We start from the raw sequence: 13,033 nt of genomic DNA on the forward strand, positions 1-13,033 counted from the left end.
TCCGTTCGATCGTCCGGTCATAGCTGTTGTCGCGCATGGGTCGCTCCTTTCCGCGATCCCATCACCGAATATCTGAACTCGCACAATTGCGAGCGAGCGAAGCGAGCGCGGCAATCCAGGGCCGCGCGTTCCGAGCAAACTGCTCTGGATCGCCGCGTCGCCTGCGGCTCCTCGCGATGACGCGAGAGGAGGCGTGGTTGTCCTATTCATATCGTTACAGGATGCCGAGGTCGGTGCCGACGGCGATGAAGGCCTCAAGGGCGGTGTCGATGTCGGCGTCGCTGAGCGCGGCCGACATCTGGGTGCGGATCCGGGCCTTGCCCTTCGGCACCACCGGATAGAAGAAGCCGGTGACGTAGATGCCCCGCTCGTCGAGCGCCGCCGCCATCTTCTGGGAAAGCGCCGCATCGCCGAGCATCACCGGGATGATCGGCGTCTCGCCCGGCAGGAGGTCGAAACCGGCCTCCGTCAGCCCGGCCCGGAAGCGCTTCGTGTGCCGGGCAAGGGTCGCGCGCCGGTCGTCGGCGGCTTCCGCGATGTCGATGGCCTTCAGCGATCCGGCGGTGACGGCAGGCGCGAGACTGTTGGAAAAGAGATAGGGCCGCGCCCGCTGGCGCAACAGGTCGATGACGGGCTTGCTTGCTGCAACGAAGCCGCCCATGGCGCCGCCGAGTGTTTTGCCGAAGGTGCCGGTGACGATGTCGACCTTGTCACCAGCCCCGGTCAGCGCCGGCGTGCCGCGGCCCTTCTCGCCCAGGTGCCCGGTGGCGTGGCAGTCGTCGACCAGGACGAGCGCGCCGTAGCGCTCGGCAAGGTCGCAGATGGCGGGAAGGTTCGCGACGGCGCCATCCATGGAAAAGACGCCGTCCGTGGCGATGAGCTTGAACCGTGCCCCGTCCGCATCGGCGGCCTTGAGCTGGTCCTCCAGGGCATCCATGTCGCCGTTCGCAAAGCGGTAGCGCTTGGCCTTGGAGAGCCGCACGCCGTCGATGATCGAGGCGTGGTTGAGGGAATCGGAGACGATCGCATCGGCGTCGGTGAGGAGCGGCTCGAACACCCCGCCATTGGCATCGAAGCAGGCGGCAAAGAGGATCGCATCCTCCTTGCCGAGATAGCGCGCGATCCGCTCCTCGAGCTGACGGTGCAGGGTCTGTGTGCCGCAGATGAAGCGCACGGACGCCATGCCGAAGCCGAACTCGTCGAGCGCCTGCTTGGCCGCAGCGACGATCTCGGGATGGTTGGCAAGTCCCAGATAGTTGTTGGCGCAGAGATTGATGACCTCGCGTTTGCCCCCATCGGAGGCGATGTCGATGCGGCCGCCCTGCGGTCCGGCGATCAGCCGCTCGCGCTTGTAGAGTCCGGCCTCCTCGATCTCCTCAAGGGTGTTTTTGAGGTGGGCCGTGAAATCGTCCGACATATCGATCTCCATGTTCAATATAATGGATAATCTATCATTCCGGACGTCGTCAAGCGGGAAATCAGCGGTTGCGGCCGAAAGGCCGGGCGGCGTCAGCGATAGGCGACCACCAGAAGCGCCCGTGCCGCCGCGTCGCCCCGGTTGGCGATGCTGTGCGCTGTGTCGGCCGGATAGCGCGCCGTGTCGCCGGCATGGGCCCGTTCGCTGGCGCCGCCGCTCGTCACCGTGAGGGCGCCCTCATAGACCGTCAGATGCTCGGTCGCGCCGTGAGTATGGGCGCTGCTGTCGAGGATGCCGCCGGGCTCGACGGTCAGCTCGTACCATTCGGTCATGCCGGCCATCTGCGGCGGGCTGAAGATACGCAGGCGGCACTGCCCGTCCGGGCTGCGCATTTCCGGGATGGCATGCGGCGAGACGATCTCGATGGTGCCGCCGGTGCCGGCCGGCACCGCGCCGTCGACGAGGTCGGCCAGTTCGATGCCGAGGGCCCGGGTCAGGCTCCAAAGGACGGCGAAGGTCGGGTTGGCCTGGCCGCGCTCGATCTGCGACAGCATCGACTTGGAAACGCTCGATCGCTCCGCAAGCTGTCCCAGCGTCAGGCCCTCGGCCTTGCGGCGGCGTTGCAGGACAGGTCCGATCTCCGGTGTCGACATGGGGCATTTGTATCCGAAAAAATCCAGTATATCGGATTTCTATCACGCGACATGCCGGTCGTGCAATTGCCGCCCGGTCCGAGTGACTGGTTCAGAGCTTCTTGATGGCATAGGCCATCGCGCCTGCGACCACGAGGGCGGCGGAGGCGGCGGCAGACGGAATGAGGAAGCTGCCGGTGGCATCGAAGAGGGTGCCGGCAAAGGCCGGGCCGACGATCTGGCCGAGGCCGAAGGAGGCGGTCATCAGGGCCAGCATCCGTTCCGCATCGCCGCTGGAGAGCCGCCGTCCGGCGGAAATGCCGAGCGCGACGATGCCCATGAAGGTGCCGCCGAAGAGGATGGCGGCAATGAGGATCGCCGGCGGGGTCAGCACCGTGACGCTGACGATGACCGCCAGCGCCTCGATCAGGCAGGCCGCCGCGAAGGCGGCAAGGTCGCCGATCCGTCTCGCCACCATGCTCCAGATGGCGATGGAGGGCGCGGCCGCGAGTCCGACGACGAGCCAGATCGCCGGCTCCAGCGGCGCGATGTCGGGCGCATCGCGGACGATGGCGACGAGGAAGGTCGCGGTGATGACGTAGCCGAAGCCGTAGAGCCCGTAGGCGGCAATGAGGATGGAAAGTCCCGGGTTGCACCCGCCGTCGCGCCTGACCGGGGCCGACGGCGCCGTTTTTCGCTCCGGGATGAGGAAGGCAACGGCGACGAGGGCGACGGCGGTGACGGCAGCGCTCGCCCACCAAAGGGCCTGCCAGTCGGCGCCCCCGACCACCATTAGCGCCATCAGCGCGGCCGATCCGGCAATGCCGAGGCCGACACCGGCAAAATGCACGGAGGCGAGCCCGGCGCGGCCGGCCCGCGCAAGGCGGTCGAGGACGAGGGCGGAGGAATAGACCAGCACGAAGGCACTGGCGACGCCGCCGACAAAGCGCAGGATGAGGAAGGCGGCGAGCGACTCGGTGACGCCCATCAGGCCGGTGGTGACGGCGCTGAGGGCGAGGCCGCCGAGGAACCAGCCGCGCCGCGAACCCTTGATGATCGGCGTTGCGGCAAGCAGCGCGCCGAGGAGATAGCCGGCATAGTTGGAGGAGGCGACGAGGCCCGCCGCGCTCTTGGAGAGCCCGAGGGCGGAGACCATAACCGGCAGGATCGGCGTATAGACGAAACGGCCAACGCCCATTGCGGCCGCCAGCGCGATGAGCCCGCCGATGGCGAGCCTCAGGGGGTGGTTACGATCTTCGGTCACTCCGAAGCATTGCCGCGGCGCCGACGGCCGATCAAGCAGATTCAACCGCCGGCGCTATCGCAATCGTACTTCGCGCTTCCCGCGACTACTCCTCCAGCCCGTCGAAGAGGGCCGTGGAAAGATAACGCTCGGCAAAGGACGGGATGATGAGGACGATGTTCTTGCCCGCCATTTCCGGCCGCGAGCCGACGCGGATGGCGGCCGCGATCGCCGCACCGGAGGAGATGCCGACCGGAATGCCTTCCACTGCCGCGGCCTGGCGGGCGAAATGGAACGCATCGTCGTTGGAGACGGTGACGACCTCGTCATAGACCGAGGTGTCGAGCACACCCGGCACGAAGCCGGCGCCGATGCCCTGGATCTTGTGCGGACCGGGATTGCCGCCGCTGAGGATCGGGCTGTCGGCCGGTTCCACGGCGACGACGCGCACGTCGGGCTTGCGCTGTTTGAGCACCTGGCCGACGCCGGTGATGGTGCCGCCGGTGCCGATGCCGGAGACGAAGGCGTCGACGGCGCCGCCGGTGTCGGTCCAGATTTCCTCGGCCGTCGTGGCGCGGTGGATCGCCGGGTTGGCCGGGTTCTCGAACTGTTGCGGGATGACGGCGTCGGGGATTTCCTTGACCAGTTCCTCGGCCTTGGCGACGGCGCCCTTCATGCCCTTCGGGCCTTCCGTGAGGATCAGCTCGGCGCCGAGCAGCCGCAGCATCTTGCGGCGCTCGATCGACATTGTCTCCGGCATGACGAGGATCAGCCGGTAGCCGCGGGCGGCCGCGACGAAGGCGAGCGCGATGCCGGTATTGCCGGAGGTCGGCTCGACCAGCGTCGTCTTGCCCGGCGTGATCTTGCCGTCGGCCTCCATGGCGTCGATCATCGCCGCGCCGATGCGGTCCTTGACGCTGGCGATCGGGTTGAAGAACTCCAGCTTGGCAAGGAGGTTGGCCTTGACGCCGGCGGCCTTGGCCAGCCGGTCGAGGCGGACCAGCGGGGTGTCGCCGATGGTCTCGATGATGGAGGAATAGATCCGTCCGCGGCCGGGCGCGGGGGCATCTTCGGTCTTAAGGGCAGCGGCATTGCTCATGGTCTGACCTTTCTGAAAAAGCGAGCTGGAAGAAGTCCGGCGGCGCCGCATGTGAGGAGCGGCCGGCACGCCGGTGCGTTGGCGGGAATTTTAGCGAAAGGTTGCGAACGGAGCGAGGGCGACGCGCGGACTGTATACGCCTATTTGGGGCAATCTGTTCTGAAATTTTGACTAGGGCTAGAATCGTTTTGCGCCGTAGCGCCGGAAAACCCTGCTGCAGCGCAAAATTTCAGTCGCGGCCCGTGGAGCCGAAGCCGCCGGCGCCGCGCACTGTGGCCTCCAGATCCAGGGCCGGCTGAAAGTCCGCCTGCAGCACCGGCGCCAGCACCATCTGGGCAATGCGCTCGCCGCGGCGGATGGTGAAGGGGGCCTCGCCGTGATTGATCAGGATCACGCCGATCTCGCCGCGATAGTCCGCATCGATGGTGCCGGGGGAATTGAGGACGGTGACGCCGTGCTTCAGGGCAAGGCCGGAGCGCGGCCGCACCTGCGCCTCCGTGCCCGAGGGGAGGGCAATGGCGATGCCGGTGGGGATCAGGGCGCGGGCGCCGGGGGCGAGCGTCACAGGCGCGTCCTCGGCAACGGCGGCAAGGAGGTCGAGGCCGGCGGCGTCCGCGCTCTGATAGGCCGGCAGCGGCAGGCCGGCGCCGTGCGGGAGCTGTTTGACGGAAACGCGCGCGGTCACGATGCGTCGGCCTTCGAAAGAGCCTCGGCGATCGCGGCCACGAGCCGGGCCGCGACGTCGCCCTTGGAGAGCGTCGGCCAGTCCTCGACGCCGTCCGCCCGGACGATGCGCACGGTGTTGGCGTCGCCCCCCATGACGCCGGTGGCCGGCGACACGTCGTTGGCGACGATCCAGTCGGCGCCCTTGCGGGTCAGCTTGCCCGTGGCGTTGGCGATGAGGTCGTTGGTCTCGGCCGCAAAGCCGACGACGAGGCGCGGCCGCAGCGTTTCGTGCCGGCCGATGGTGGCGAGGATGTCGGGGTTTTCGACGAGGGTGAGGGCAGGCGGGCCGCTCCCCGGCGTCTTCTTCATCTTCGCGGTGGTCTCCGTGGCCGGGCGCCAGTCGGCAACGGCGGCGGCCATGACCGCGACGTCGGCGGGAAGGGCGGCCTCCACGGCCGCAAGCATCTGCCGCGCGGTCTCCACATGGACGGTTCTGACGCCGGCCGGATCGCCGAGCGAAACCGGCCCCGAAACAAGGGTCACCTCGGCGCCGGCAGCGGCAGCGGCAGCGGCAATCGCATGACCCTGCTTGCCGGAGGAGCGGTTGGCGAGGAACCGGACGGGATCGATCGGCTCCACGGTTGGCCCGGATGTGACGACCACCTTGCGGCCCGAGAGCGGCTTGGCGGCCCCGTCGAAATGGGCTTCGACAGCGGCAACGATTTCCATCGGCTCGGCCATCCGGCCGGTGCCGGCCTCGCCGCTCTCGGCCATCTCGCCGACGGCAGGGCCGACGAAGGCAATGCCGTCGCCGCGGAGCGTCGCGACGTTCCTCTGCGTTGCCGGATGCGCCCACATCATCGGGTTCATGGCCGGCGCGGCAAGGACCGGCGTGTCGGTGGCAAGGAGCACGGTGGAGGCGAGGTCGTTTGCGATCCCGTTCGCCATCCTGGCGAGAAGATCGGCGGTCGCCGGCGCGACGACGATGAGGTCGGCTTCCCGCGACAGGCGGATATGGCCGATGTCGTGCTCATCGTCGCGGTCGAAGAGGTCGGTGAAGACCCGGTCGCCGGAGATCGCGGAAAAACTCATCGGCGTGACGAACTCGGTCGCCGCCGCCGTCATGACGACCCGCACGGACGCGCCGCGCTCGCGCAGACGCCTGACGAGGTCGAGGCTCTTATAGGCGGCGATGCCGCCGCTGACGATGAGGAGAATGCGCCGGGAGTGCAGCATGGGAGGTATTCGCTCGCCCGCGCCCGGAAAAGGGCTCCGGGCGCTCCTGTCGTGGGAAGGACGGTCCTAGTAGCCGGCGGAGAACGATTTCGGCGCCGGATCGATCTCGCGGGGCTGGCCGCCCGCGACCTCATAGACCGCAAGGCCGCGCTCGTTGGTGCCGTCGCGGCGGAAGCGGAACACGCCGTCGATGCCGAGGAAGCCGTCCGGATTGGTCAGGATGTCCTCGGAGAACCGGCGCGCGCCCGCGCTGCGGACAAGGCCCGCGGCAAGGATCGTCGCGTCATAGGCAAGCGTTCCGGTCCGCGGCGGGCTGACGCCATAGGCCGCCTGGTAGCGGCTCGCGAACTTCTGGTAGCCGGCCTTGTCGGTGCCGGGGAACCAGCCGCCGCGCAGCGACGAATCGGCAAGGATCGCCGGATTGTCCCACTGGCTGGTGCCGAGCATCTGGACGGTCTGGCTGGTCACGCCCTTCTGGGCGAGGACGCCGGCGATGATCCGCGCCGCGCCGCCGCCATCCGGAATGAACACCGCATCGATCTGCGGGCCGAGGGTGGCGATCGCCTCGGCCTTGGCGCGGATGTCGGCCTCCGTGCCGTCATAGCGCTCGATGCCGAGGACGCGGACGCCGAACTGGCCGGCATACTGCCGGAACGAGGCCTCGACCACCTGGCCGTAGGCGTTGCTCGGCACGATCGCGGCGAACGACTTCTTGCCCCGCTTGGAGGCGAAGGAGACGATCCGGCGCACGTCGTTCTGCGGCAGGAAGGAAAGCAGGTAGACGCCGCGCGCAGCAACGCTGGAATTGCTCGAAAAGGCAACGACCGGAACGCCCGAGGAGCGCGCCGCGCTGGCAGCGCCGCCGACGGCCGGGGCGAACACCGGGCCGATGATCAGTTCGGCACCTTCCGCGATCGCCGCCTGGGCGGCCGCCTTGCCGCCTTCCGACGAGCCGTTGGTGTCCTTGACCAGGAGCTGGATGTCGCCGCCCTGGAAGTCGTTGATCGCAAGCTCTGCGGAGTTGCGGAACAGCCGTGCGACGGAACTGGCATCGCCCCCGGCCGAGTTCGGCAACAGCAGGCCGACCCGCACGGAGCCGGAGCCGATGGTCTCGCCGCTCGGCGCCACCGGACCTGACGAGCGCGACGGGCCGCTGCCCCAGCCGGAAAAGCCGCCGCCACCGCCGCATGCGGCAACGGCGAGCACGGCTGCAACGACGGCGCCACGCTTTAGATTGCCCATGGAAAGTGAGGCAAAAAGACGGTTTACTCGATACACCCTAGCCTCCCCTGCCGCATGAGGATGCAATCTGGAAATTGTTCCGACCCCATCCGGCATACTGAACGCCTTGTCTGACCATGTCAAAGGACATTGGCCGGTCCTAAATTCTTTGCCGAGGCCGGTTTTTCTGAAGTTTGCCTTCCAAAAGACCGGTCTCGTCTTGCCCGCCGGAGCGGGCGTCCGGGCCGTCAAGGGTCGCAGTCCCCGCGCGCCCCGTTTCGACCTGCCGTGGGGTCCCTGCAAGGCAACCCTCTGGGCATCGGCCCTGTCCTTAGCATAAGTTCCAATAATTAAGACAATTTATAGCCTTGCCATAAAGGAACCGGAAAACGATGGCTTCCCCGACCCCGAAGGACGCGCCGCGCGCCTTTGCCGTCTTCGGCGCTTCCGTTGCCGCGCCGCGCCTGGAGCCGGGGCTCTATGTGGTCTCCACCCCCATCGGCAATCTCGGCGACATCACCCTGCGGGCCCTGCAGACCCTGGCCGCCGCCGACGTCATCGCCTGCGAGGACACCCGGGTCTCGCGCGTCCTCACCAACCACTTTGCCATCGCCACGCGGCTCCTTGCCTACCACGACCACAACGCGGAAAAGCAGCGCCCGAAACTGTTGCAGATGCTGGCCGACGGCGCTGCGGTGGCGCTCATTTCCGATGCCGGCACGCCGCTGATTTCCGATCCCGGCCTGAAGCTCGTCGCGGAGGCCCTCGATGCCGGCCACAGGGTGGTGCCGATCCCCGGTGCCTCGGCGCTCCTTGCCGCAACGGTCGCCGCCGGCCTTGCCACCGACACGGTGCTCTTTGCCGGCTTCCTTCCCAACAAGGGTGGCCCGCGCAAGCGGCGCATCGAGGTGCTGGCCGGCATTCCGGCAAGCCTCGTTTTTTATGAGTCGCCGAATCGCCTTGCCGCGGGGCTGAAGGACCTGGCCGAGGTGCTCGGCGCCGACCGGCCTGCAGCCGTCGCGCGCGAACTGACTAAAAAATTCGAGACCGTGCGGCGGGGCACCCTCGGGAGCCTTACTGAGGCCTATGCCGGCGAATCGGTGAAAGGCGAGATCGTCATCGTCGTCGGCCCGCCCGAGGAGGTCGCCGAGACGGAGATCGACATCGACGCCGCCCTTGCCGAGGCCCTGTCGCGCAGCGGCGCCTCGGCCGCCGCCGGCGAGGTGGCCAAGGCCACCGGCCGCGACCGGCGCACGCTCTACAAGCGCGCCGTGGAACTTAAGAATGCTGCGGCCGTGGGGGAGGGCGGGTCGTGACGTCGGAGGCAAAAGAAACCGGCAAGCGCCGCGCCGCGTTCCGCCGCGGGCTCTCTGCCGAGGCCGTCGCCGCCATGTTCCTGCGCCTCAAGGGCTACCGCATCCTCGCCCGCCGCTTCCGTTCCGGCCGCGGCGAGATCGACCTGATCGCCAGGCGCGGCGACGTCGTTGCCTTCGTCGAGGTCAAGGCACGCAAAACGGAAGCGGCCGCCATCGAGGCGGTCGATGCCCGCACCCGCGCCCGCATCGAGGCCGCCGCCAATGCCTGGATCGCCCGCCAGCCGGCAAACCCTGAAGCGACCTATCGCTTCGACGTGGTGCTCATCGTGCCGGGGCGCCTGCCGGTCCATCTCGCGAGCGCCTTCGAAGGCGCCTGACGGCCGGACAGGGCAGGCATGCGGCCATGGACAAACGGGCCGCAAGCGCACATATCAACGAACGACTGACTGCCCTCCCCAGGAGCTTTCCGAAAAATGCCGCTCACCGTCGCCTTCCAGATGGATCACATCTCCGGCATCAAGATCGCCGGCGATTCCACCTTCGCCCTGATGCTGGAGGCCGAGGCCCGCGGCCATCGCCTCTATCACTACACGGTCGACAGCATGGCCATGTGGGACGGCAAGGTGACGGCGGTGGCCGAGCCGGTCTCGGTGCGCGATGTCGCCGGCGACCACTACACGCTGGGCGCCGGCGAGCGCGTGGAACTGTCGTCCTTCGACGTCATCCACATGCGCCAGGACCCGCCCTTCGACCTTGCCTATATCTCCGCCACCCACATGTTGGAGCGCATCCACCCGGAAACGCTCGTCGTCAACGATCCGGTCGAGGTCCGCAATGCGCCCGAAAAGCTGTTCGTCGTCGATTTCGCCGACCTGATGCCGCCGACGCTGATCACCCGCGACCGCGGCGCCATCAAGGCGTTCCGCGAGGAGCACGGCGAGGTCGTCATCAAGCCGCTCTACGGCCATGGCGGCAACGCCGTCTTCCGGCTCCATCCCGACGACCAGAATTACGGCTCGCTGATCAGCCTTTTCGAGGGCCTTTATCCGGAGCCCTGGGTGATCCAGCGCTACCTCACCGAGGTCCGCGCCGGCGACAAGCGCATCCTCCTCGTCGACGGCGAATTCGCCGGCGCCGTCAACCGCATCCCGGCCGCCGACGACCTGCGCTCCAACATGGTGCAGGGCGGCCAGGCGGCGGCCACCGAGCTGACGCCGCGCGAGCGCGAGATCTGCGAGCGCCTTGGCCCGGAACTGAAGAAGCGCGGCCTCATCTTCGTCGGCATCGACGTCATCGGCGATTACCTGACGGAGATCAACGTTACCTCCCCGACGGGCATCCGCTCGGTGCAAAAACTCTCCGGCATCGACGTCGCCGCCAAGATCTGGGATTCCATAGAGAAACGCCGCGGCTGACGCGGTTCCGATAGACTGCAGTCCGGACAGATTGAATCCCGTTTATTCCGCGAATCCGATTCTTCGGAAATCGGCTTTTTGCGCCGCGCTTAGACGCCAATAAGCCCCTTAGCAAACGATAACGCCAGCGCCACGGTGACGACGGCGATCACCGTGGAAACGAGGATCGCGGCCGAGACCCGCCTGGCGCCGACGCCATATTGCTCAGCGATGACGAAGACGTTGCCGGCGACCGGCATTGCCGCGACCACCGTGCCGACCGCGACCGTTTCTGCCGAAAGCCCGAACCCCGACAGCATGAAATAGGCAACGACCGGATGGACGATGAGCTTCAAGAGGCTCATCAGCGCGATGCCGGGAAGATCACCGCGAAGCCGGCGTCCGGCGAGTGACAGGCCGAGGGCAAAGAGCGCGGTCGGTCCGGCCGCCGCGCCGAGGAATTCCACGAACCACTCGAGCGCGGACGGGACGCCGATGCCGGTGGCTGATAGCAGCACGCCGGCAACGATGGAGACGAGGAACGGGTTGAACACCATCCCACGCGCCACCCGCTGTGCCGTCGCCGAAAGCTCCGTGCCGCCGCGCGAGACCTCGATGAGGCCGATGGAGAGCGGGATGAGGACGACGAGATCGATGATGAGGGCGGCGGCGACCGAGCCGATGCCGCCCGGTCCGAATGCAACCAGGACAAGCGGCAGGGCGAGGAAACCCACATTGCCGACGGCCGATGCCTGGCCGGAGATCGCCGCGCTGGCAAGCCCCTTCATGCCGGCGAACCGCGCCCCGAGGGCGCCGAGGGCGAACAGCAGGACCCCCGCGCTGATCCAGGCGGCAAGGAATTGAGCGTCGAGGAGCACGGTGACCGGCTGCCTGGCCAGCGCGCCGATGATCAGCGCCGGCATCGAGAAATAGAAGACGAAGGTGTTGAGATGCGGGATGCCGGCCGGCGGGATCAGCCGCCGCGCCCCGGCGAGATAGCCGAGCCCGATCACCGCAAAGAACGGCACCGTCAGGCCGAAAAAAACCTCCACCGAACCGTTCTCCCTCCGCCTTGTCTGCCGCCCGCCCTTCGCCTATCGCGTGTTTTCGCCGCCGCGGTCAAGGCGCGGATTATGGGCGTCTTGCGGCCCGCGCGCGGCCGCCGTCCGCCTCCGATCCGGATTTGTTCTCTTATTGTTCTTGACTTCCCGGAAAGGTTGTGTCTGAGTTGTAAAAGGGAAGGGTGAGGCGATGGTCAGTCACGTCACGACGGTAGCGTTTCAGGGGATCGAGGCGGTCCCTGTCGACGTCCAGGTGCAGATCGGGCCGGGCGTCGTCGCCTTCACCATCGTCGGCCTGCCGGACAAGGCGGTCGCCGAAAGCCGGGAGAGGGTGCGCTCCGCGCTGATCGCCTCCGGACTCGCCTTGCCGGCAAAGCGCATCACCGTCAATCTCGCCCCCGCCGACCTGCCGAAGGAGGGCAGCCACTACGACCTTCCCATCGCGCTCTGCCTGATGGCGGCGATGGGCGCCGTGCCGGCCGACCAGCTCGCCGGCTTTTCCGTGCTGGGCGAACTCGCCCTCGACGGCACCATCACGCCGGTCGCCGGCGTGCTGCCGGCAGCGATCGGCGCCAACGGGGCCGGCAAGGGGCTGATCTGCCCGGCCGAAAGCGGTCCCGAGGCGGCCTGGGCGAGTGCCGACATGGAGATCGTCGCCGCCCGCAGCCTCATCGGCCTTGCCAACCACTTCAAGGGAACCCAGGTGCTCTCCCGCCCGGAGCCGAGGATTCGCTCTGCGGGCGCCCCACTGCCCGACCTTGCCGACATCAAGGGCCAGGAGAGTGCCAAGCGGGCCCTCGAAGTCGCCGCCGCCGGCGGCCACAATCTTTTGATGATCGGCCCGCCCGGCGCCGGCAAGTCGATGCTCGCCGCGCGGCTGCCGTCCCTGCTGCCGCCGCTCCAGCCGCGAGAACTGCTGGAAGTGGCGATGATCAACTCCATCGCCGGCAGCCTTTCCGACGGAAGGCTGTCGACGGCGCGCCCGTTCCGCGCGCCGCACCATTCGGCCTCCATGGCCGCGCTCGTCGGCGGCGGGCTCAGGGCCCGGCCCGGCGAGGTCTCGCTCGCCCATAACGGCGTGCTCTTCCTCGACGAGCTGCCGGAGTTCACGCCCCAGGTGCTCGATTCGCTGCGCCAGCCCTTGGAGACCGGCGAGACGGTGATCGCCCGCGCCAACCACCGGGTCACCTATCCCTCGCGCTTCCAGTTGATCGCCGCCATGAACCCCTGCCGCTGCGGCTATGCCGGCGAGCCGGGCCACACCTGCCGGCGCGGCGCCCGCTGCGCCGCCGACTACCAGGCGCGCATCTCCGGCCCGCTGATCGACCGCATCGATTTGCGCATCGAGGTGCCCGCCGTCACTGCCGGCGATCTCATCGCCCCCGCGCCGTCGGAGCCCTCCGCCGCCGTCGCCGAACGCGTCGCCGCCGCCCGCGACATCCAGCGCGAGCGCTTTGCCGATCTCGGCCTTGCCGTCTCCACCAACGCCCAGTGTGCACCCTCCGCCATCGAGCGCATCGCCGAGCCCGATGCCGGCGGCCGCACGCTTCTCGGCGAGGCAGCGGACGCCTTCCACCTGTCGGCCCGCGGCTACCACCGGGTCCTGAAGCTCGCCCGCACCCTTGCCGACCTCGACGGATCGCCCTCTGTCGGCCGCATCCACCTCGCCGAAGCGCTCAGCTATCGTGGCGCCGCAACGGCCCTCGCCAGCGCCGCCTGAGCCGGCCGGCACGATCCCGCCGCCTGCC

General features: G+C 68.2%; 12 protein-coding genes. 4 read left to right on the plus strand and 8 right to left on the minus strand.

Going from position 1 to position 13,033, the window contains the following annotated elements; genetic code table 11:
* Nucleotides 1-214 precede the first annotated feature (214 nt).
* The 7 genes from M2319_RS22265 to M2319_RS22295 all read right to left on the minus strand — a co-directional run bounded on the left by M2319_RS22265 (nt 215) and on the right by M2319_RS22295 (nt 7,535).
* Complete coding sequence (locus M2319_RS22265; protein ID WP_264603680.1) at nt 215-1,417, minus strand: glycine C-acetyltransferase; 1,203 nt, start codon at nt 1,415-1,417, stop codon at nt 215-217.
* 92 nt (nt 1,418-1,509) lie between these two features.
* Nucleotides 1,510-2,070 carry a helix-turn-helix domain-containing protein gene (locus tag M2319_RS22270; RefSeq protein WP_264603681.1) on the minus strand — a complete coding sequence of 187 codons (561 nt, stop codon included), beginning with the start codon at nt 2,068-2,070 and terminating at the stop codon, nt 1,510-1,512.
* 91 nt (nt 2,071-2,161) lie between these two features.
* Nucleotides 2,162-3,313: a YbfB/YjiJ family MFS transporter gene (locus M2319_RS22275; protein ID WP_264603682.1), complete on the minus strand. Its 1,152-nt coding sequence runs from the start codon at nt 3,311-3,313 to the stop codon at nt 2,162-2,164.
* 85 nt (nt 3,314-3,398) lie between these two features.
* On the minus strand, nt 3,399-4,391 hold the full coding sequence (gene cysK / locus M2319_RS22280) for a cysteine synthase A (protein ID WP_264603683.1): 993 nt from the start codon (nt 4,389-4,391) through the stop codon (nt 3,399-3,401).
* 229 nt (nt 4,392-4,620) lie between these two features.
* A complete protein-coding gene (gene dut, locus M2319_RS22285) occupies nt 4,621-5,076 on the minus strand; it encodes a dUTP diphosphatase (RefSeq protein WP_264603684.1) in 456 nt (151 codons plus the stop codon).
* Complete coding sequence (coaBC, locus tag M2319_RS22290) at nt 5,073-6,293, minus strand: bifunctional phosphopantothenoylcysteine decarboxylase/phosphopantothenate--cysteine ligase CoaBC (RefSeq protein ID WP_264603685.1); 1,221 nt, start codon at nt 6,291-6,293, stop codon at nt 5,073-5,075. Before coaBC ends, dut begins: the two co-directional genes overlap by 4 nt.
* A gap of 66 nt (nt 6,294-6,359) precedes the next feature.
* Entirely contained in the window at nt 6,360-7,535 is a 1,176-nt protein-coding gene (locus M2319_RS22295) for a penicillin-binding protein activator (protein WP_264603686.1), read from the minus strand.
* Between the two features lie 371 nt (nt 7,536-7,906).
* Between M2319_RS22295 and rsmI the strand changes: the two genes are divergently transcribed.
* The 3 genes from rsmI to gshB all read left to right on the plus strand — a co-directional run bounded on the left by rsmI (nt 7,907) and on the right by gshB (nt 10,245).
* Nucleotides 7,907-8,830, plus strand: coding sequence for a 16S rRNA (cytidine(1402)-2'-O)-methyltransferase (gene rsmI / locus M2319_RS22300; RefSeq protein WP_264603687.1), 924 nt, complete (start codon nt 7,907-7,909; stop codon nt 8,828-8,830).
* Nucleotides 8,827-9,207 (plus strand): YraN family protein, encoded by a 381-nt coding sequence (locus M2319_RS22305; protein WP_264603688.1) that lies wholly within the window; start codon nt 8,827-8,829, stop codon nt 9,205-9,207. The genes rsmI and M2319_RS22305 overlap by 4 nt, the downstream gene beginning before the upstream one ends.
* Before the next feature lie 96 nt (nt 9,208-9,303).
* The gene (gshB, locus tag M2319_RS22310) at nt 9,304-10,245 is read left to right on the plus strand and encodes a glutathione synthase (protein WP_264603689.1); all 942 of its coding nucleotides are present in this window, start codon (nt 9,304-9,306) and stop codon (nt 10,243-10,245) included.
* An 89-nt stretch (nt 10,246-10,334) separates the two neighbouring features.
* On the opposite strand, the gene M2319_RS22315 is transcribed toward gshB, so the two are convergent.
* The gene (locus M2319_RS22315; RefSeq protein ID WP_264603690.1) at nt 10,335-11,276 is read right to left on the minus strand and encodes an AEC family transporter; all 942 of its coding nucleotides are present in this window, start codon (nt 11,274-11,276) and stop codon (nt 10,335-10,337) included.
* 199 nt (nt 11,277-11,475) lie between these two features.
* Here M2319_RS22315 and M2319_RS22320 point away from each other — a divergent pair, with 199 nt between their 5' ends.
* Entirely contained in the window at nt 11,476-13,005 is a 1,530-nt protein-coding gene (locus M2319_RS22320; protein ID WP_264603691.1) for a YifB family Mg chelatase-like AAA ATPase, read from the plus strand.
* Nucleotides 13,006-13,033: the final 28 nt, after the last annotated feature.

Origin of the sequence: Rhodobium gokarnense, from assembly GCF_025961475.1 — a bacterium.
Taxonomy (GTDB): Bacteria; Pseudomonadota; Alphaproteobacteria; order Rhizobiales; family Rhodobiaceae; genus Rhodobium; species Rhodobium gokarnense.